The organism is Nocardia sp. CA-290969, assembly GCF_050936135.1.
In the GTDB taxonomy this organism is placed as follows: domain Bacteria; phylum Actinomycetota; class Actinomycetes; order Mycobacteriales; family Mycobacteriaceae; genus Nocardia.
The window spans coordinates 6,478,696-6,499,399 of the sequence record NZ_JBNJNJ010000001.1 but is presented as its reverse complement, the minus strand read 5'-3'; the positions used below and the strand labels follow the sequence as shown (position 1 = coordinate 6,499,399).

General features: G+C 67.5%; 17 protein-coding genes. 7 read left to right on the top strand and 10 right to left on the bottom strand.

Going from position 1 to position 20,704, the window contains the following annotated elements; genetic code table 11:
- Positions 1-6 precede the first annotated feature (6 nt).
- Entirely contained in the window at positions 7-2,019 is a 2,013-nt protein-coding gene (locus ACQEVO_RS29620; RefSeq protein WP_432919714.1) for a hypothetical protein, read from the top strand.
- Positions 2,020-2,137: 118 nt separating this feature from the next.
- Here ACQEVO_RS29620 and ACQEVO_RS29615 read toward each other — a convergent pair whose 3' ends face one another.
- Positions 2,138-2,839, bottom strand: coding sequence for a hypothetical protein (locus ACQEVO_RS29615; RefSeq protein WP_432919713.1), 702 nt, complete (start codon positions 2,837-2,839; stop codon positions 2,138-2,140).
- A 298-nt stretch (positions 2,840-3,137) separates the two neighbouring features.
- Between ACQEVO_RS29615 and rfbB the strand changes: the two genes are divergently transcribed.
- Positions 3,138-4,148: a dTDP-glucose 4,6-dehydratase gene (rfbB, locus tag ACQEVO_RS29610; RefSeq protein WP_432919712.1), complete on the top strand. Its 1,011-nt coding sequence runs from the start codon at positions 3,138-3,140 to the stop codon at positions 4,146-4,148.
- Positions 4,149-4,364: 216 nt separating this feature from the next.
- Here rfbB and ACQEVO_RS29605 read toward each other — a convergent pair whose 3' ends face one another.
- Both ACQEVO_RS29605 and ACQEVO_RS29600 read right to left on the bottom strand, forming a co-directional pair.
- A complete protein-coding gene (locus ACQEVO_RS29605) occupies positions 4,365-5,885 on the bottom strand; it encodes a DUF2142 domain-containing protein (RefSeq protein ID WP_432919711.1) in 1,521 nt (506 codons plus the stop codon).
- Positions 5,882-6,877: a glycosyltransferase gene (locus ACQEVO_RS29600; protein ID WP_432919710.1), complete on the bottom strand. Its 996-nt coding sequence runs from the start codon at positions 6,875-6,877 to the stop codon at positions 5,882-5,884. The genes ACQEVO_RS29605 and ACQEVO_RS29600 overlap by 4 nt, the downstream gene beginning before the upstream one ends.
- 128 nt (positions 6,878-7,005) lie before the next feature.
- Between ACQEVO_RS29600 and ACQEVO_RS29595 the strand changes: the two genes are divergently transcribed.
- The 3 genes from ACQEVO_RS29595 to ACQEVO_RS29585 all read left to right on the top strand — a co-directional run bounded on the left by ACQEVO_RS29595 (position 7,006) and on the right by ACQEVO_RS29585 (position 11,046).
- Complete coding sequence (locus ACQEVO_RS29595; protein ID WP_432919709.1) at positions 7,006-8,439, top strand: RNA-guided endonuclease TnpB family protein; 1,434 nt, start codon at positions 7,006-7,008, stop codon at positions 8,437-8,439.
- A gap of 83 nt (positions 8,440-8,522) precedes the next feature.
- Complete coding sequence (locus tag ACQEVO_RS29590; RefSeq protein WP_432919708.1) at positions 8,523-9,065, top strand: GtrA family protein; 543 nt, start codon at positions 8,523-8,525, stop codon at positions 9,063-9,065.
- A 76-nt stretch (positions 9,066-9,141) separates the two neighbouring features.
- Positions 9,142-11,046 carry a glycosyltransferase gene (locus tag ACQEVO_RS29585; protein WP_432919707.1) on the top strand — a complete coding sequence of 635 codons (1,905 nt, stop codon included), beginning with the start codon at positions 9,142-9,144 and terminating at the stop codon, positions 11,044-11,046.
- Between the two features lie 353 nt (positions 11,047-11,399).
- On the opposite strand, the gene ACQEVO_RS29580 is transcribed toward ACQEVO_RS29585, so the two are convergent.
- From ACQEVO_RS29580 to ACQEVO_RS29555, 6 genes are all read right to left on the bottom strand, one after another.
- Positions 11,400-12,251, bottom strand: a complete 852-nt coding sequence (locus tag ACQEVO_RS29580; protein ID WP_432919706.1) for an SDR family oxidoreductase — start codon at positions 12,249-12,251, stop codon at positions 11,400-11,402.
- Positions 12,252-12,493: 242 nt separating this feature from the next.
- The gene (locus ACQEVO_RS29575; protein WP_432919705.1) at positions 12,494-13,210 is read right to left on the bottom strand and encodes a hypothetical protein; all 717 of its coding nucleotides are present in this window, start codon (positions 13,208-13,210) and stop codon (positions 12,494-12,496) included.
- A 125-nt stretch (positions 13,211-13,335) separates the two neighbouring features.
- Complete coding sequence (glfT1, locus tag ACQEVO_RS29570) at positions 13,336-14,247, bottom strand: galactofuranosyltransferase GlfT1 (RefSeq protein ID WP_432923155.1); 912 nt, start codon at positions 14,245-14,247, stop codon at positions 13,336-13,338.
- 275 nt (positions 14,248-14,522) lie between these two features.
- Positions 14,523-15,386: a galactan export ABC transporter ATP-binding subunit Wzt/RfbE gene (gene wzt, locus ACQEVO_RS29565; protein WP_432919704.1), complete on the bottom strand. Its 864-nt coding sequence runs from the start codon at positions 15,384-15,386 to the stop codon at positions 14,523-14,525.
- 13 nt (positions 15,387-15,399) lie between these two features.
- On the bottom strand, positions 15,400-16,290 hold the full coding sequence (gene wzm / locus ACQEVO_RS29560) for a galactan export ABC transporter permease subunit Wzm/RfbD (protein WP_432919703.1): 891 nt from the start codon (positions 16,288-16,290) through the stop codon (positions 15,400-15,402).
- A 168-nt stretch (positions 16,291-16,458) separates the two neighbouring features.
- Complete coding sequence (locus tag ACQEVO_RS29555; protein WP_432919702.1) at positions 16,459-17,049, bottom strand: bacterial proteasome activator family protein; 591 nt, start codon at positions 17,047-17,049, stop codon at positions 16,459-16,461.
- Positions 17,050-17,174: 125 nt separating this feature from the next.
- Between ACQEVO_RS29555 and ACQEVO_RS29550 the strand changes: the two genes are divergently transcribed.
- Positions 17,175-18,377 (top strand): cysteine desulfurase-like protein, encoded by a 1,203-nt coding sequence (locus tag ACQEVO_RS29550; RefSeq protein ID WP_432919701.1) that lies wholly within the window; start codon positions 17,175-17,177, stop codon positions 18,375-18,377.
- Here ACQEVO_RS29550 and ACQEVO_RS29545 read toward each other — a convergent pair whose 3' ends face one another.
- Positions 18,378-19,379, bottom strand: a complete 1,002-nt coding sequence (locus ACQEVO_RS29545) for an NAD(P)H-quinone oxidoreductase (protein WP_432919700.1) — start codon at positions 19,377-19,379, stop codon at positions 18,378-18,380.
- 138 nt (positions 19,380-19,517) lie between these two features.
- Here ACQEVO_RS29545 and ACQEVO_RS29540 point away from each other — a divergent pair, with 138 nt between their 5' ends.
- Positions 19,518-20,693, top strand: coding sequence for an alpha-hydroxy-acid oxidizing protein (locus ACQEVO_RS29540; protein ID WP_432919699.1), 1,176 nt, complete (start codon positions 19,518-19,520; stop codon positions 20,691-20,693).
- Positions 20,694-20,704: the final 11 nt, after the last annotated feature.

Sequence of the window (20,704 nt, the reverse complement as noted above, 5' to 3'; positions counted from 1 at the left end):
TCCTCATTGACCCCACTCAGCGGTGACGGGGCAACCCTCGACAGACGTCTGGCCTCGTTGGACGACGCGACCCAGCAGCTCGCGGACGCCAGCGATTTCGGTAAGCAGCTCAAACTGTCGAGGGTGCTCGCCGCGTTGCGCCGGGTGCTGCTGCTGGGCGGCTGCGCCGCCGTGCGTGCGCGCGCGGCGCGGCTGGAAGCGGCCGGGCTGTTCCGCGGTACGGATTGGGCGCAACCGCAGATCCTGATTCCGTCGCTGAGCACCGGGTCGCTGCGCAGCCCCAACGCCGACACGGTGGTGCTGGAAACGGTGAGCGATCTCCGGCTGCTGGCGGTGGCCAAAGGTGAATACGTGCATCCGCTGATCTCGGCGGAACAAGCCAACCATCATCTGTCCCAGGTGCTGGCGATGAATCTGACCCTGCTGTTCAGCCCGCCCAGCGAGGCCGAGCGCACCCAGCAGGGCCGGATGGCGCAGGTCTCGCGGGAACTGCTGCGCCATCTCGTCGAGGAAATCGGTTACGAGAAGGTGCTGGAGAACCTGGTCGACGAGATCTGGCGGATCCTGCGGCAGCGGCCGATCCAGGTGGAGCCGGTGAAACGGATGATCACCCAGATCGCGGTCGCGCGGACCAATCCCGATATCGATCTGGGCGCCGCGGGCCTCGGTGCCGACCGGCTGATCAGCAGCCTCTACGGCACCACCGAGGCGTGCCGCGAGGATCCGGGTGTCGAGGTCTATCGCGCGCGCCTGGAGACGATGGACGACAGCGCGTTGCAGTACGAGACCGCGGGTTTCGCCCGGTCCATGCACGACACCGGCCTGGTCTCCCCGTATCACGCGGTGCTGGTGCGATTCCTGCTGGGCAAGGGCGAATACCTGCTGGGGGAGGCACTCGGTCTGTCCAGCACCGGCCGCGAATGCCTGCTCTGCTACCACGAACTGGTGCGCCGCCTCATCTCCGACGCCGTGCACGTGGAAACCGCGCAGTGCATCTACGGGATCGCGTTGCTGCTGGAACGCGGAATCCTCTACCAGCCCCCGGTCGCCCCGGCGCTGTGGCGACAGTTGTCCTTGCAGTTGTCGGCGTATTCCCGCGAGCGGCTGACCCAGGCGTTCGGACCCGAGCCGGATCCGCGTGCCCGGCTGCTCGCGGGCACCCTGTCGATGCTCGGCCTGCCGCTGGGGGTCGGTCAGGGCGACAACCCGACCTGTCAGTCCGCTCGCGCACTGTCGATGTGGGCCTACAACGATCCCGACTACCTGTTGCAGACACTGGCGTGGGCGGCGCGCGACGACGAGATCGTCATGCATTTCGAGGGCCGCCCGCTTTCCTCGCGCGACAGCGCGGCCGGGGTCGCCACCAAACTGCCGGTTGATCTGGACCCGGTATCGCTGCTGGTGGTACCGCATCTGGACCGGATCTACGCGGAAATGGGCCGGCAGGTGGCCGATCGCGAGGGCGACCCGCATCGCTGGGTGAACCCGGAATTCCACGGCTGGTGGTCGGGCCGGGGTTTCCGGATCAATGTCGATGTGGCCACCGGGCAGCTCACCGAGCTGGACGAATTCCTGCGCCACTTCTACGCCAGCTACCACCCCTTCCACAACGGCAACCAGCCCTTGATCCACCCGCAGCCGGCCGGGGTCGCGGTCACCGACAGCGCGGCCCGGTTCGTGGGCTGGCATGCGATCACGATCCTGCGGGTCGCGCTGGACCCGCAGGAACGGATGCGGGTCTACTTCTACAACCCGAACAACGACAGCGGCCAGGACTGGGGTGACGGAGTCGTGGTGGGGACGGCCGGCCACGGCGAACGCTTCGGCGAGGCCTCGCTACCGTTCGAGCAGTTCGCCTCCCGGCTCTACATCTTCCACTTCGACCCGCTGGAGGCGGGCGAACCGGCCTCGGTCGACCGCGCGGAACTGGACCGCGTGGTGGGCTATGTGCACCGCAGCTGGGGTGCGGACCGAATACCCGCTCGAGCTGCGGAGCATGCCCCCGGCCTCATCGAGTGATTCCCGCTGCTACCGGCACCACCGGCCTGGCCACGGGATGCGGCGGCGGGGCGATCCATCGCGTCCGTCCGGCATCCCGTGACCGGTCATCGCCGAATGTGCACTGCTGGAGAAGGGCTCATTTGCTGGGGAAGGGTTCGTTGATCGTGGTGAAGTACTGGATTGCCGCGCCGATGGCGACCGGTGCGGTGACCAGGAGCTGGCCGGCCACCGTGCCGAGGGCGCCCACGGCGATGATTCCGCCGAAGCATCCGATCACCGCGGCGGGGAGGAAAGGTCCGAACAATCCGACAATGGTGGCCGCGGCAACAGTTGCGCCGGCGATACCGCCGAGGATGCATCCCAGACCGGCCCCGCCCAGACCGCCTACCAAGGTGCCGATCGAGGCGCCGGTCGCGATGGTGTCCTTGAGCCGGGTGAAAGCGGCGACTTCACGGTCGTAGGGGGTTTTCCACGGTGCGGACTCCTGGTGCGGAAGGGCGACCGGCCGGTAGACGGCCTTCGCGGGGTCCAATTGTGGGGTGAGGGTTGCGGTGTTACCGGAAATTTCGGCGAGGATGGGTAATTCGAAATCGTCGAGCCGGAACTTCAGCGGCGTGCCGGCCAGTACGGTGCCGTCGGCGGATTTGATTTTGAAGGTATCCTCCTCGACCACCATGGAACCGGCGTCAGTGGTGATCACCGACCGATCGCCGACGGCCTGCGCCGTGAAGCCGACCGGAGCCGGTGCCGACGCGGGATCGGCGTGGGCGCTGCCGGTGGCGACACCGAGTGCGGCTATCAGAAGGGCCGAGGTCGCGGCGAATTTTCTTACGAACATATGGTCACCTCGAGGGATGGGGAATCGAATGGCACTATTCGACCCGTATTCCGCTAATCGACCGTGAACCGGCCGTATCCATCTATTCACCATTTCTTCACACTCCGTGCCGCCGCATGGTGGGGTGCCGGAAACTTTGCGCCTGGGTAGGAATTCGATTCCGCACGGTCCGCTTTCTGATTGTCCATTTCGACCCGGCTTCGCCGATGCGGAACGCGACCGGCAAGCGCCGGTGGTGGCGCCTCTGTGACGAAGACTCCCGACCCGGCCGGGTTCCGGGGAGACGTAGAGTAGGACGGTGCGTCTTCTCGTGACCGGCGGGGCCGGGTTCATCGGAGCCAACTTCGTCCACCAGACTGTCACCGAGCGCCCGGAGGTGACGGTCACCGTGCTGGACGCCCTCACCTATGCCGGTAACCGCGCCTCACTGGACCCGGTGGCCGATCGGATCGATTTCGTACACGGCGATATCGCCGATCTGGATTTGGTGGACGAGCTGGTCAGCGGTGTGGACGCGGTGGTCCATTTCGCCGCCGAATCGCACAACGACAATTCGCTGACCGAACCGTGGCCGTTCGTGCAGACCAACGTGGTCGGCACATACGCCCTGTTGCAGGCGGTCCGGCGGCACAATGTGCGCTATCACCATGTTTCCACCGACGAGGTGTACGGCGATCTCGACTCCGACGGTCCAGCGTTCACCGAACGCACCCCGTACAACCCGTCGAGTCCGTATTCGGCCACCAAGGCCGCCGGCGATATGCTCGTCCGCGCCTGGGTGCGGTCGTTCGGTATCAAGGCCACACTGTCGAACTGCTCGAACAATTACGGCCCGTACCAACATGTCGAGAAGTTCATCCCGCGCCAGATCACCAACCTGATCGACGGGGTACGGCCGCGCCTCTACGGCGGTGGGCACCAGATCCGCGACTGGATCCATGTGGACGACCACAACCGCGCGGTATGGGCGGTACTGCAGCACGGCCGGATCGGGCAGACGTATCTGATCGGGGCCGACGGCGAGCTCGACAATCGCACGGTCGTCGAACTACTGCTCGCCGAATTCGGCCGTGACCCCGGTGACTTCGATTTCGTCACCGACCGCGCCGGACACGATCAGCGCTATGCGATCGACGCGACCCTGCTGCGCGAGGAACTCGGCTGGGCCCCCCGCTACGCGGATTTCCGCGCCGGCCTGGCCGCCACCGTAGCCTGGTACCGGGACAACGAATCCTGGTGGCGCCCGGTCAAAGCCGCCACCGAACGCGCCTACACCGAGGCCGGCGAACGAACCATCGCCACTCCATAATTCGCGCACCGCAGCCATCCCCCCGGGGATACCTCCTGCACCCGAGGCACCTCAGTGGTTCGGGGCCCGTCTCGTTCTGGAGCGACGGAGCGGGGGAGCGAAGCGGAGGAGCGGAGGAGTGAAGAACGAGACCAAGGGGGCCCCGAACCCCGCGCCGCCGGAGGCGGCGCCATGACACAGCACCCGCGCCGCCGGAGGCGGCGCCATAGATACAGCTCAGCCCCAGACGTAGATGTGGTACTTCGCGACCGTGGTGATCAGGGCGATGGTCGTCGCGACCACGATCGTCACGGCGGCGCCGCGGCCGGGTTCGCGATCGCCGGGGCCGCGGAGCCGGAAGGGGATCCAGCGCAGTAGTACCGCGAACGCCACGATGGCCAGCGGAATGAAGTACCGGCCCTGCACGCCGTCGATGATGTAGTAGCCGACCGGCGTGAACGACATGTAGAGCGTCACGTAGATCATCGCGACACTGGCCGCCACGGTCAGCGCCACCACCAGGGTGCGCCGGAAATCGGGGCGGGCGAACCGTTCGGCCGTTCCCACGCTCACGGCGAAGGCGAGCAGGCAGGCCACGATCGCGGTGGCCGGTACGTTCACGTACGCGAAGCCCAGTTCGCCGAAGAATTCGGTGAACCATTCGTGGTCGCGGCGCAGGATGCTTTCCCAGAAGGTCCGCAGGAAGCCGAACGGGTCGGTGAGGATGCCGGTCAGCTGTTCGCCGGTGTCGACCGTGTACCACTGGTGCCGCGGGCGCATCAGGCTGGTGCCCTCGCCGGTCGGGGCGGCGATCTTCATCCACACCGCGAACCCGAGGGCGCCGAGCGCCGCGCAGGCCCAGGTGATCCAGCGGCGCCACCCGGTGAGTCCCATCCGCTCGGCCGGGATCAGCACCACCAGCATGGCGAGCAGGACATACGTCGGCTTGCACAGGGGCAGCAGGATCGCGCAGGCCATCACCGCGACCGTTTCGGTGCGACCCAGCCGGTCACCGAGGAACAGGCCCTTCACCAGTAGCGCGGAAACCAGTAGCGCGAGCGCGTTGGTGAGGGTGTCGGCGGTGATGGTGCCGGCCTGGAACACCGCGATCGGGACGACGGCCACGGTGAATGCCAGCCACTGGATGCGGTGCGCCCGCAGCGACCACAGCGCGAAACCCACCACCAGCAGGTAGGCGGCCAGCCCGGCGAGCCGGGTGAGGCGTACCAGCGTGCCGGCGTCGGCGTCGATCAGTTCGGCGAACCGGATCCCGATCGCGTTCGGGATGTAGGGAACCGCGGAGTAGGCGGCGGTATTGGTGAACCAGACCGTTTTCCGGTCGTCGGTGATCGGCGCATCGCTCAGGCGCTGGTACGTGCCGGGCTCGGCGACCAGGGGAAACGGTTCACCAGGGTTGTGGGTGTAATCGTCGAGCGCGAAACCCATCAGCGCTTCGACCGCCGCCGGTACTTCGCCGCCGTATGCGACGCCGCGGCCGTCCTCGATCTCGGTGGGGGTCAGGCCGCCTTGGGATACCTGGTAGGCGCGGCCGAACTGGGTGAGCTCGTCGTGACCCCAGAACGGCGGGCTCATCACCGCGAAGACGAGGCCGAAGATCCCGGCCAGCAGCACGAAAGCGACCGTGGCGGGACCGGCCCGGTGTACCACGGCCCGGCCGGCCCGCGCAGTTCCGGACAGGGCGGTGCGGCCCGCGGCCCGCTCGGTGCCGGCGGGGCGGGTCTCGGTATCGGCGGTCAACGGATGTCCCCGGCCACGGGATCCGGCTGGGTTTCACCGGACGCGAGGGCCGGGCGGGAGGCGGCCGGCGCTTCGTAGCGCAGGTAGATCAGCCGCGCGGCCTCGTGCCGGGAACGGCGGATACCGTCGAGGATCAGGCCCGCGGTCCAGGCCAGGAAGCCGACCAGCAGCAGGGTGCAGGCGAGGAAAAGCGTGGGGAAGCGCGGCACGGTATGCGATTCGTAGTATTCCGCGATGATCGGAATGGTCAGCACCACCGAGATCAACCAGCTGAGGGTGCCGAACAGGCCGTAGAACGCGACCGGCCGTTCGTGCCGGGCCAGGCCGAAGATGAGCGCCAGGATTTTGAATCCGTCGTGGTAGGTGCGCAATTTGCTCTCGCTGCCCGCGGGGCGATCGCGGAAGCCGACCGGGACCGCGGTCTGCGGGACGCGCAAATGCAGCGAATGCACCGTGAGTTCGGTTTCGATCTCGAATTCCCGGGATACGGCGGGAAAACTTTTGACGAAGCGGCGGGAGAACACCCGGAAGCCGCTCAGCATATCCTCGACGTTCTCGCCGAAAACCTTGCCGACCACGCCGTTGAGTACCTTGTTCCCGGTTTCGTGACCGGACCGGTAGGCCGAGCCACCCACATCCTGTTTCCGGACGCCGAGCACGTGATCGAACGGGCCGGAGAGCAGGGTTTCGATCATTTCCGGGGCCGCGGACGCCTCGTAGGTGTCGTCGCCGTCGATCATGAGGTACACGTCGGCCTCGATATCGGCGAAGGCGCGGCGTACGACATTGCCCTTGCCCTTGGCCAGTTCCGTGCGCACGATGGCGCCGGCGGCGCGCGCCTTCTCGGCGGTGGCATCGGTACTGAGGTTGTCGTACACGTACACGACAATTCCGGGTACCGCGGCCTTGAGGTCGGTGACGACCTTGGCGACCGACGCTTCTTCGTTGTGGCACGGGACCACGGCGGCAATAAGGAGATCGGTGGATTCCACCTGGTCAAATCCTCGAAATCGACGGATATGGGAACACGGGGAGACTACCGGCTGTATCAATAGGGCACGAGCGAGGGCCCTGCGTGGTTTCGCTTCGCTGTCGGTGCGCTGTGCCACACTCCCGAGTGATGAGCCGCCATACCGCGTTCAGGTACTGCCTCGACCCGACGGTCGAGCAGCAAGTTACGCTCGCCCGACATGCCGGTGCGGCCCGGTTCGCGTTCAATCAATGCCTGCACCTGGTCAGAATCGCTCTCACCAGGCGGCGGACAGATCCCGGGTATTCGGTGCCGTGGACTCGTTTTGATCTGATCAACACCTTCAACACGTGGAAGAGAACCGACGCCGCAGGCCGGATCTTCGCCGTCGACTCCAGCGGTGTCGCCGAGGTACAGGTGACCGGGTTGGTGTGGCGCAACCAAGTGTGTCAGCAGGTGTTCGAAGAAGCCGCAGTCGACTGCAGCCGCGCACTGGCTGCATGGTCCGACTCGCGCAGCGGGAAACGCACGGGCGGCCGGGTCGGGTTTCCGAGATTCAAGAAGAAGAACTCGACTATTCCGGCGTTCCGGCTGCGCAACAAGCACAGTAAAGCCGGGAAAAGCCTCATCCGGGTCGGTGAGCGGGGGGTTCCGCGCTCGGTGACCTTGCCTGGTCTCGGCCTGATCCGGGTCCGCGACGACACCCGTCGGCTGCGGCGCATGCTCGCCGGTGGCCGGGCGAAGGTCCTGTACGCGACAGTCTCGCTGCGGGCGGGCCGCTGGTGGATCAGCCTCGCTGCCGAGGCCGCAGACCTGCACCCTGCCCATCACCACCGCCCTCCTCGCGGTGTTGGGGGTGGGTGGGTCGGTGTCGATCGAGGGCTTTCGGCGTACCTGGTTGCCGCGACCGCAGACGGCACCGAGCACACCCGGGTAGACAACCAACCCACCCCGCTGGCAGCCGGGTTGCGGCGGCAGCAGCGACTGGCCAAATCGCTGGCACGGAAACAGAAAGGATCACGTAACCGCGCAGACGCTGCGGCGCGGCTGGCGCGCCACCACCATCGGGTTGCTGGTATTCGCCGGCATTTCCTGCATCAGGTCACGAACAAGCTGGTCAAAACACACGACCGGTTCGTTGTCGAGGACCTGCATGTGGCCGGAATGCTTCGTAATCGGCCTTTGGCGCGGGCGATCAGCGATGCCGGGTGGGCGGATTTCGCGCGGCTCCTGCGCTACAAGCAGCAATGGCGAGGTGGCACCGTCGTCACAGCGGACCGCTGGTACCCATCGAGTAAACGCTGCTCGGCCTGCGGTTCGGTCAACAGTGGGCTCAGGTTGGCGGATCGGGTGTTCACCTGCGGGTGCGGATACCACGCGGACCGGGACCTCAATGCTGCAGCCAACCTCGCCGCCTGGGCCGAAGCACGCCATCAGGACGTTTCACGACCCCCGGACCCCCGAGCAGGAGGCCGGGTCACCAATGCCCGCCGACAGGAAGGCGCTGGCCGACACCTCATGGGTGCCGGTGCAACCGGCCCGGTAGACGCGGGAACTGAGGTTTACACCCCGATCGGGGTGTGAACCGACGACGCCCGAGAAGGGCGGTGTCCGATAACCCTCGAGGTATCGGACACGCTGTCAGGTCACTGCGGTACCGTCGGCGCGTGTCATCTGGTGAGTCGTCGGCCGTGGTCGACACCGGCGCGCCGGCCCCTCGTTCGCTCGCCGAGCGGGTGCGGGCGGGGCTGCGGCAGAGTGCGGCGTTCCTGGTCGTCGGCGTGATCGGGTTCCTGGTCGATGCGGGGACCTACAACTTGCTGGTGTTCAACTTCGGCGCCTGGGGCGGCGAAGGGCTGATGCACGACCTGCCGCTGCCGGCCAAGATCATCGCGATCGCGGTGGCCACGGTGGTGACCTACTTCGGCAACAAGTGGTGGACCTTCTCGCACAAGCAATCCGGTAGTCCGGCGCGGGAATACGTGCTGTACGCGGTGATCAATGTGATCGCGATCGGCTTGCAGTTGGGCTGCCTGGGCTTTTCCCGGTATGTACTCGATCTGTCCAGCCCGCTTGCCGACAATATTTCCGGAACATTGATAGGTCAGATTGTGGCGGTCGTCTTCCGTTATTGGGCTTACGACAAGTTTGTGTTTACCGGGGGGCCCGATCGGGGAACGACCGAACGGGCGACCGGCGTGGCTGATTGATATCCTCGGGCGCGCCGCGAACCGTATTCAGGGACATGTCGGTCCCGTCGGCACGATCAAGGATTTCGAGGACTTCATGGACCAGTCGGCTATGCAGGCCGTTACCGAGACGAACGAACACTCTGCGGTCGCACCCGAATCGCTGCGCGCCGAACACCACCGGGCGCCGGACCGCCTGGTACTCGCACGGGGCATCTTCACCGGACCGTCGCCGCGGATCAGTGACGAGTTGTATGTGGTGGTCCGGGGTCGCGCCACCCGCGACCGGCTGAGCCTGCACCTGGAAAAGGGCGCCACCGCGCATACCAACACCTACTTCGGCCGTTTCGCCGCCAGCTACTGGCAGCGCTGGACCGTGGTGACCGAGGTCCGGGCGACCATGACGCTGCACGTCGGCAAGCTGGCCAGAGTGCGGATCGTGGCCTCCGATATCGCCGGGCACCGCCGCATCGTCGGCAGCGCCGACGTCACCGCCAGCGGCCCGGTGACCCTGACGGCGCCGCTGGACCAGTACGTCGACGGTGGCGCGCTGTGGCTGGAATTCGACGCGGTCGGCGGTGAGCTGGCCGTATCCGACCTCGCGTGGACCGCCACCGCGCCCGAAACGGTGCGCCCGGTCGCCATCGCCATCTGCACCTTCAACCGGGCCCAGGACTGTGCGGAAACCGTCGCGGCGCTGGCCTCCGACCAGACCGTGCTGGGTGCCCTGGACGCGGTGTACGTGGTCGACCAGGGCACCGACCTGGTCGAGAACCAGCCGCGGTACCAGGAAACCCGGCCCGCGCTGGGCGAGAAACTGCGCTATATCCGCCAGCCCAACCTGGGCGGCGCCGGCGGTTTCACCCGCGGCCTGTACGAGGTGTCGGCGGCCAACGAACACGCCGATGTGATCCTCATGGACGACGATATCCTCTGCGAACCCGAGACCGTGCTGCGGTTGCAGGCCTTCGCGAATCTCACCGTCGAGCCGACTCTGGTCGGCGCGCAGATGCTGTTCCTGCTCAACCCCGACTATCTGAACGTCGGCGCCGAGGACGTGCACCTGCACAAACTCATGCACGGCCAGAAGGTGCCCAAGGCGCTGCGCAACACCAGCATGCTGAAGAAGAACCAGGAACGCCGCGTCGACGCCGGCTACAACGCCTGGTGGACCTGCCTCATCCCGGCCGAGGTGGTGAAGAAGATCGGTCTGCCGTTGCCGATCTTCTTCCAGTGGGACGACGTGGAGTACGGGGTGCGGGCCCGTGAGCACGGGTTCGTCACGGTCACGCTGCCGAACGCGGCGGTCTGGCACGCGGACTTCTACTGGAAGGATTTCGACGACTGGGCCCGCTACTTCAGCACCCGTAACTCGCTGATCGTCAGCTCCATGCACGCCGACCTGGACGCCGACGCCATCTCCAAACAGCTGTTCCGCAATATCGCGGAGTACCTGGTGGGGATGCAGTACGGTCTCGCGCACACCACCCTCCAGGGGATCGAGGATTTCCTGGAAGGGCCGAAGATCCTGCGCGACGGCGGCACCGAGGTGCTGCGCCGGGCCCGCACCAGCCGTGCCGACTACCCGGAAACCGTGAAACACTCGGCCGCCAACCCACCGGTGAACTCCGCCGATATCCGGGTGCGCCGGGCCGGTGGGGAACCCAGCCGGCTGCTGGCGGTGCTGATCAAGCGGGCGATCCAGCAGTGGACCGGCCGGGTGCAGTACGGGCTGGTCGGGGTGACCCGCGAGGATGCGCACTGGTGGCATGTCTCGCTGTTCGACCATGTGGTCGTCACCGACGCCTCGCAATCGGGGGTGCGGGTGCGTAAGCGGGACAAGGCGCGGGCACGCGCCCTGCTGCTGCGCACGCTGCGGGTGCTGCGCCGGTTGCGTAAGGAACTGCCGACCCTGCAGGAGCGCTATCGCAGCGCCCACGCCGAACTCACCAGCCGCGAGAACTGGGAGCGGCTGTACGGGATCGACGGCACCAAGAGCTGACGGCCGCGAACCGGTCGCTCGCCGTTCCGCGGCCACATCACTCGCACGCCGGCCGTGCCCCCGGGGCGGGGGCCGGCCGGTGATGGCGGGATTCGTACCGCCCCGGCTCGGAAGGCGAGCCGGGAGTCGTTTCGCCGATGTCCGCGGTGGTGGTGATTCCGGACAGGCCGGTGCACAACAGCCGGCCGCGCCTGCCCGGGCCGCTACGTACCGGACAGGGCACAGTGGCGATATCACCGGCGGTGAGGTCGTACCGGCTCGCCGGATCTGCGGTCCTCTGTTGCCGATGCCCTGCACGCGGACGCCGAAGCAACGGCGTCCGCGTGCCTGCGACCTCGGCACCGCCGCCGATCTCAGAGGAACAGGTCGGTCGTGAGCGGGCCGTCGCCCGGGGTGACCCGGTACTTGTCCAGGTCGGTGATGCCGTGGGCGGCGAGCACATCGTCGTCGATGAAGAAATTGCCGGTGGTTTCGGCTGCCGGTGAGGTGAGTACCAAGTAGGCGGCGTCCGCGTAGATATCCGGGGTGCGCGAGGTGCTCACCATCTCGTCGCCGCCGAGCAGGTTGCGCACCGCGGCGGTGGCGATGGTGGTACGCGGCCACAGCGAATTCACGCCGATACCGTCGGCTTTCAGTTCCTCCGCCAAACCCAGTGTGGTCAGCGACATTCCGTACTTGGCGATGGTGTAGCCCAGCGAGGACCCCGCCCATTTGGGGTCGAGGTTCAGCGGCGGCGAAAGGGTGAGGATATGCGGATTGCGCCCGGCCGCGGCGGATTTACGCAGCTCCGGTATGCAGAGCTTGGAGAGCAGGAAACTACCGCGGCAGTTGATGTCCTGCATCAGATCGTATTTCTTCATCGCCAGGGCGTCGGTGGGCGACAGGTCGATGGCGGAGGCGTTGTTCACCACGATATCGATCCCGCCGAAACGTTCGGTGGTCTGCCGGACGGCCTCGGCCACCGATTCGTCGAGCCGGATATCGCCCACGAACGGCAGCACCGTCCCGCCCGCGGCCTCGATCTCGGCGGCCGCGGTGTGGATGGTGCCGGGCAGTTTGGGATGCGGCTGATCGGTTTTGGCGATCAGTGTGACGTTCGCGCCGTCGGCGCCGGCCCGCTTGGCGATCTCCAGGCCGATACCCCGGCTGCCGCCGGACATGATCATCGTCCGCCCGCTCAGCGGTTTGTCTCCGGTTGCCGTCATAGCGTGCCCTTCTGTCGTCACGGCCGCCGCCGCGCGGTGACCACGCAGACGACGCATGCGTTCCGAGCGTAGGCAAGCGGCTGTGCGTTGCCCAGAGGGCGCGCGATCATCGCAGGTTGAACGGCCGGGCGGGGCTGCCGGCCCGCGGGTGAGGGCCCGGGCGAACGAGCCGGGCCGTCACCCGCGTACCCGTGCCGGGGCCCGTCGGACGGCTGCGCCGATCCGCCGGGCCCGGCTGCGACTCACATCGAGGCGATCATCACCAGATTCAGAAGGATGATCAACGCCGCCAGGCCCCACGAAATGTAGACGAACAGGATGCCGGGAGTCTTCTGCGGAACCGGCCCGATCGCGCCGTTCATGAAGATGATCGCCGGCGTCCGGTAGTAGTAGCGGACTCCCTGCCCCTGCTGTACCGAAACGCTGGTTTCGGCGGGCATATCGAAGAGGATCCACGGCGTCGTCACCCGGACGTGGTACATACCCGGCCCCACGGGGATATGGTTCGGGCCCCACTGGGTGTTCGGTACCTGTTGCCCGTTCACCTGGATCTTCGGCTTGGTGAGCGCGAAGAGGAAGGCCAGCGGAAAGTACGAGCAGTCCACCGTGAGTCCCGGCGGATCGTTCGGTGCCGGTTGTCCGGGGTGCTGACCGTACGGTCCCGGCTGTCCGCCCGGCCCGAACTGCGCGGGCGGCTGCCCGGCCGGCTGCGGATACGGTCCGCTCTGGAACTGCGGTTGCCCCATCGGCTGGGCGGCCGGTCCGCCCGGGAACTGTGGTTGTGCGGGGGGCTGCCCGAAACCGCCCTGCGGCGGTGCGCCCCACTGCTGCTGTGGTCCCCCTGGGTGCGGTGGCTGCCCACCCGGTGGCGGTGCCGGCGGCGCGAACTGTGGTTGCGGCGCCGGGTACTGGCCGGGTGCGGGCATGCCCTGTGGCGGCTGGCCGCCGGGGTAACTCATCGATCTCCTCCCGAATCATGCTGATTGCCAGCCGAACCTACCCGGTCGGGAGGAAACTCTCGCATCCGCCGTCAAGCACCATTGCGAAAAAGGTGATCGGTATGCCACACCGGGGCGCTACGGCACTACTCCGGTTTCTGGAATTGCTCGTTGCGGCCGAGGCTGCGCAGATGGAACCACTCGCGCAATCCGGCCGGATCGCGGCGGGTCACCAGGAAGAACCAGGAGAAACGAATCCATTCCTGCGGGAGCAGCTTTCGCATACCGGGCTGCGACATGAGGTAGCCGCGGTTGCGGTAGGTGAAATACCGTTTCACCGGATCGTCCGGGTACTGGGTGTGCATCCGCCCGCCGAGGATCGGCTTGAACTCGGCGGCGCCGTTGGGGTGCAGATACGCGGTTTGCAGACAGGTGCCGAAGGGTAATCCGGAGCGCACCAGCCGCCGGTGGACCTCCACTTCGTCACCGCGTACGAACAGCCGGAGGTCCGGCACACCGATCACGTCCACGGCCCGCGCCGAGATCAGGGCACCGTTGAACAGCGAGGCGATACCGGGCAGGAAATCGTCGGCGCCGAGTTCGGAGCGCCGCCGCCGCCACACCAGGCCGCGGCGCAGCGGGAAGGCCAGCCGATCGGGTTCGTCGATATCGCACACCACCGGCGAAACCTCCACGAGTTCGTGGCGGCGGGCGCAATCGAACAGCGTGGCAAGTACTTCCGGGCCGTCGGGGCGGCCGTCGTCGTCGGCCAGCCACACCCAGTCCGCCCCCAGGCTCAGCGCGTGCAGCATGCCCAGCGCGAACCCGCCGGCACCGCCGAGATTGTGTGCCGAACCGAGGTAGGTGGTCGGCACCGGCTGGTCGGCGACGAGTTCGGCCACCTCGCCCTCGTTGCCGTTGTCGACCACGATCAGGTGGTCGACCGGACGGGACTGGGTAGCCACGGCTTTCAGCGATTCGGCGAGCAGGTCACGCCGCTTATGCGTCACCACCACGGCAACGACGGTGGCGTCCGCGCTGTAATCGACCGCCGGCAGTACCGCCGCGGCGGGATCGGCCGGCACTGCCGTGGGCGGCTCGTCCGATACTGCCGCGGGTGGCTCGGGTTCTGTCGCGGCGGGCGATTCGGACTTCACGTCCGTGGCCGGCTCCGGGCGGTCGGTACCGGCCGGAGTATCGCCGGGTTCGGATTTCGCCTTGCCGTGCTTCGCTTCCGCTTCCCGGCCGTCCGATTCGATCGTGCTCGGTTCATCGGGCGTGAGCGAGGGCTCCGCGTCGCCACGCTCGGCCGCCCCCTCCGGGCCTGACTCGCTCATACCTGATTTTTCTCCAGTTCTCGTTCGCCGTCCGCAGGCTGCGGTTCGGCGGAAACACCGGTCTTCTCGGCCGCCAGTTCCCGCAATACCGTCGCCACATGGTTACCCGCCTCGGGGCCCTCGTAGGCGCGGACCACCTCCTCGATCCCGCCGTGCAACCGGATCTGGCCGTGATCGATCCACATCGCGGTATCGCAGAGCTGGGCGAGGAATTCGTTGGAATGGCTGGCGAAGACCAGGATGCCCGAGCGGGCCACCAGTTCCTGCAGGCGGATGCGGGCCTTCTTCATGAACTCCGCGTCGACCGCGCCGATGCCTTCGTCGAGCAGCAGGATTTCGGGGTCGATGGAGGTGACCACGCCCATCGCCAGCCGCACCCGCATACCGGTCGAATAGGTGCGCAACGGCATGGACAGGTATTCGCCGAGTTCGGTGAAATCGGCGATCTCGTCGATTTTGGCCAGCATCTGTTTCCGCGTCTGCCCGAGGAACAGGCCGCGGATGATGATGTTCTCGTAGCCGGAGATCTCCGGGTCCATCCCGACGCCCAGGTCGAATACCGGCGCCACCCGGCCGCGGATCCGGGCGCTACCGCGGGACGGCTCGTAGATACCCGACAGCAGCCGCAGCAGGGTGGATTTACCGGCACCGTTGTGGCCCACCAGACCCACCCGGTCGCCTTCTTTCAGCGACAGCGTGATGTCGCGCAGCGCCTCCACGACCACCACATCGGACTGGTTGCGGCCGATCGAACCGCCCGCCTTGCCCAGAAACGCCTTCTTCAGCGACCGCGATTTCGCGTCGAAGATCGGGAACTCCACCCACGCGTCGCGGGTTTCGATACTCACCTGATCGGTCATGACCGGCTGACTCCTAAACCCAGTAGGGCACGCGCGAACGGTACTTCTTCAGGGCGATGGCGGCACCGATCCAGCCCACCACGGTGATCCCGCCGACGATGGCCCAGTGGTACAGCTTCTGGTCGTCGCCGAGCAGCGGGGCGCGCACGATCTCCAGGTAATGGTAGGTGGGCACCAGCTCGGCCACCCGGGCCCGTTCGGCGACCTCGCCGCCCTGCGCTTCCAGGCTCTTGGTGCTCCACATCACGGGGGTGAGCACGAAGAGCATCAGCGTCATACTGCCCAGAATCGGGGCGATATCGCGGTAGCGGGTGCTGAAGATGCCGAACAGCACCGAGACCCACATGGCGTTCAGGAACAGCAGCACCAGTGCCGGTAGCGCGAAGATCGCCGTCCAGTGCAGATCGCGCCACACCCCGAACAGGGCCAGCACCGCCACGTAGATCAGCAGGTTGTGGGCGAAGAACAGCATCTGCCGCCAGACCAGCCGGTACACGTGCACGCTCAGCGCCGAGGGCAACTGTTTGATCAGCCCCTCGTTGGCGATGAACACATCCGCGCCCTCCAGGATGGAGGCGTTGATGACGTTCCACACGATCAGGCCGACCGCGACGTAGGGCAGGTACTCCTGCAGCGGCTGACCGAGCAGCGCCGCGTACAGGATGCCGATGGCGGTGGCCTGCACAGCGGTCGCGATGGTGATCCAGAACGGGCCGATCACCGAACGCCGGTAGCGCTGTTTGATGTCCTGCCAGCCGAGCGAGAGCCATAGCTCGCGCTGCCCGAAGCCGTCGCGGATATCGCGCCAGGCGCGGGCCCAGGACTGGGAATCGGGCTCGATCGCCGCCGGGGCGGTCGCCGCGGCGGTTTCGGTATCGGCTACCGGGGTCTGCTCGGAACTCACGGGCTTCTCATCTGCGGCGGAAGGGTGGCCGGCGGGCACCGAGCTCTCGTCGGTGCTCGCCGGATCTTCAGTGGTTACCAGGTCGGAGCGAGCGGAAGCTGCAGGCACGGTGCACGACACTACCCCGAGAACACGACCCGGTAACGCCTGGCATATACACCACCGCGTTCAGAGGTATTGCCCGGTGCCTCCGATGGAGTGTCCCTGCTGACCACCACGGCCCTCACCGGCGTGGATACCGGGCGGCAGCGCCCCCTGGCGCATCTGCTCGAGCTGCGCCCGCGCGGCCATCTGCTGGGCGAACAGCGCCGTCTGGATGCCGTGGAACAAGCCCTCCAGCCAGCCCACCAGCTGTGCCTGCGCGATCCGCAGTTCCGCGTCGGAGGGGACGGCCTGTTCGCTGAACGGCAGCGCCAGCCGTTCCAGCTCCTCGCGCAGCTCCGGTGCGAGGCCCTGCTCGAGTTCGCGGATGGAGGATTTGTGGATTTCGGCCAGCCGGGTGCGGCTGGCGTCGTCGAGCGGGGCCGCCCGCACCTCCTCCAGCAGCTGCTTGATCATGGTGCCGATCCGCATCACCTTGGCGGGCTGCTCGACCATATCGGCCAGGGTTTCGGAACGGTCGCCTTCCGGCTGGTCGTCCGCTGGGTCCTCCCGGCCGGGATACGACGCGCTCGAGGCAGCGCCCGGCGGCAACACCAAGGGGCGGCCTTCGGGGCCGATCACGACAACGGGATCCGATGCGTCATCCGATTGCGTCATGGTCCCTATCATGTCGTGTTCGCCGCGAACGCGCTAAAGCCGGTGGTGGTGGCGTGGGTCATGGTCCCCACAGTCGGCCGGACCAGGGTTACCCGGCAGCGGCCGCTGGCCTTAAAGTGGCGTGCATGACATACGACGTCGCGCGGGTCCGGGGACTGATCCCCGCTCTGGCCGACGGCTGGATCAACTTGGCTCCGCAGGCGGGCATGCTTGTTCCGGATTCTGTCTCGCGCGCGGTGTCGATCGGATTCCGTTCGTCGTCTTTCACCCATATCGGCCGCCACGGTGCCGCCAAACGCAGTGCGGATATCCTGCACGACGCCCGGGTGGCCGTCGCGGATCTCGTCGGGGCGGACCCGAGCGGGGTGGTGCTGGGGCCCGATCGTGCGGTCCTGTTGTCTTGGCTGGCCGAATCGCTGAGCTCGCGGCTGGGGCTGGGTACCGGGATCGTGCTGTCGCGGCTGGACGACGAGGCGAACGTCGCCCCGTGGCTGCGGATCGCCAACCGGTACGGCGCGCATGTGCGCTGGGCCGAGGTGGAGATCGAAACCTGTGAGATGCCCGCCTGGCAGTTCGAGGAACTGATCGGGCCGACGGCGCGGCTGGTCGCGCTGACGGCGGCCTCCCCGATCGTGGGGTCGGCACCCTCGGTGCGGGTCGCCGCGGAACGGGTGCACGAGGTCGGTGGGCTGCTGGTCGCCGACGCGGTGGGCGCCGCGCCGTACGCGCTGATCGATATCGAGGATCTCAACGCCGATGTGGTGGCGCTGAGCGCCCCGAGCTGGGGCGGGCCGCAGGTCGGCGCACTGGTCTTCCGTGACCCCGCCTTCCTGGACCGTATCCCGTCCATGGCGTTGAACCCGTACGCGAAGGGTCCGGAACGGCTGGAGGTGGGCGGTCACCAGTACGCGCTGCTGGCCGGGCTGACCACCTCGATCGACTATCTGGCCGGGCTCGACGAACGCGCCGAGGGCACCCGGCGCGAACGGCTGGAGATCTCGGTGACCTCCCTGCAGGACTACCACGACCAGCTGTTCGACCATCTGATGAGCACACTGGACAAGATCAGCGGCCTCACCGTGATCGGCCGGGCCTCCACCCGGATCCCGACGGTGAGTTTCACGATCGACGGGATGCAGGCGGAGAAGATCGCGGCCGAACTGGCCGATAAGCGGATCACCGTGCTCGCCGGATCGCACGGCGGCAGCCGGCTGCTGGACGCGCTGGGCGTCAACGACGAGGGCGGCGCGGTGACCATCGGTCTCGCGCCGTACACCACCCGGCGCGAGATCGACCTGTTCGGCCGCGCGCTGTCGGCCCTGGGCTGATCAGTAGTTCCCGACCCGCAGGATCACCTTGCCGAACGTTTCGTGTTCGTCCAGCATTTCGTGCGCGCGACCCGCTTCGGCCACCGGGACCTCGGCGTGGATCACCGGCACGATCTCGCCTTTTTCCAGGAGCGGCCAGACATGGGTGCGGACCTCGGTGATGATGTCGGCCTTGCTGCCGCGCCCGGTGGCGGGGCGGTCGCGCAGTTTGATCGCGCGGACGGTCCCGCGTTTGGCCATCAGGGCGGCCAGATTCAGCTCTGCGTTCACCCCGCCCTGCATACCGATGATCACCACCTGGCCGTCCATCGCCAGCGCGTCGACATTGCGACTCAGATAGGCGGCGCCCATGTTGTCGAGGATGATATCGGCGCCCGGACCGCCCACCCCGTGCTCGGCGCGGATCAGGTCCACGAAATCGTGTTCGTGGTAGTTGATCAACACGCTCGCCCCGAGCTCGGCGCAGCGGTCGAGTTTCCCCGCCGACCCCGCCGTCACCGCGACCTCGGCGCCCAGCTGCTTGCCCACCTGGATCGCGTGGGTGCCGATCCCGCTGCCGCCGCCGTGGATGAGCAGCAGCTGCCCGGAGTGCAGGCCGGCGGTCATCACCAGGTTCGACCACACCGTCGCGGCCACCTCGGGTAGTCCGGCCGCGGCTGCCAGGTCCAGGCCGTCCGGTACCGGCAGCACCTGGCCGGCGGGAACCACCACCTTCTCGGCGTATCCGCCGCCGGAGAGCAGCGCGCACACCCGGTCGCCCACCGACCAGTCCCGCACACCCTCGCCGACCTGCGCGATCACCCCGGAACATTCCAGCCCCGGCACCGGGGTCGTTCCCGCGGGCGGGGCGTAGAAGCCGCGCCGTTGCAGCAGGTCGGCCCGGTTCACCCCGGCCGCCGCCACCTCGATCAGCACCTCACCGTGCCCCGGCACCGGGTCGGGTGCTTCCGACCACTCCATCACCTCGGGCCCACCGAAACCGTTCAAGTTGATCGCGCGCATCGCCCCATACTGCAACAGAAGCCGGCGCGGAGCCGCTCGCGCCCGACTCCGGCGCGTCCCCTCCGGAACCGGTAGCGCCGCCGGACCCGCGCCCGTATTCCCCACGAACCCGGCCCGGCACGGCTAGCCTCAGCGTTCGTGAGCAGCTTCATCGACTTCCAGAACGAGATCTACCTCCAGGGAATGGGCGGCGCGGTACCGGAACTGCCGATGACCGCGGACGGGTTCGCGGACCGGGCCCGGGAGCTGCTCGACGCTCGCGCGTTCGCCTATGTGGCGGGTAGTGCGTCCAGCGAACGGACGGCCGCGGCGAATCTCGCCGCGTTCGAGCGGTACCGGTTGGTGCCCCGCATGCTCCGTGGCACCAGCGGTCCCGGTGCCCGGGACACCGCCGTCGAAGTCCTGGGCACGAAGCTGGCCGCCCCCGTACTCACCGCGCCGGTCGGGGTGCTGGAGCTGCTGCACGAGAAAGGCGAGGTCGTGGTGGCCGGGGTCGCGAAGGAACTCGGCGTGGGCAACATCCTGTCCACGGCGTCCTCCTCGACCATCGAGGAAGTCGGCGAAGTGGCCGGTGACTGGTGGTACCAGCTGTATTGGCCGGCCGACGACGAACTGGCCCGATCGTTCGTCGAACGCGCGGACCGGGCCGGGGCGAAGGCGATCGTGGTCACCGTCGATACGCCGTCTCTCGGCTGGCGCCCCCGCGATCTCGAACTCGCCCACCTGCCGTTCCTGCTGGGTAAAGGTATCGCGAACTACCTGTCCGACCCCGTCTTCCGCGCCAAGCTGCCCGCCCCGCCGGAGGAGAGCGAGGACGCCATGCGGATGGCGATCCTCACCTGGGTGGGTCTGTTCGGCAACCACGCCCTGCGCCCCGCCGACCTGGCCAAACTGCGCGAATGGACCGATCTGCCGATCGCGGTGAAGGGCATTCTGCACCCCGACGACGCCCGCCTCGTGGTCGACGCGGGCGCCGACGGGGTGCTGGTGAGCAACCACGGCGGCCGCCAGATCGATAATTCGATCGCCGCCCTCGACGCGCTCGGCCCGATCGTCTCGGCCGTCGGCGACCGCGCCGACGTGCTGTTCGACTCCGGAATCCGCACCGGCTCCGATATCCTCACCGCCCTCGCCCTCGGCGCGAAGGCTGTCTGCTACGGCCGCCCCTGGGCCTACGCCCTCGGCATCGCCGGAGCGCCCGGCGTGCGGCACGCCCTGCGCCTGCTGCTCGCCGATTTCGACTCCGCCATGGGCCTTTCCGGCTGCGCCGGCCTCACCGGAATCACCCGCGACCTGCTGGCAGTCCCGCGCTGAAGGTCGCGCGG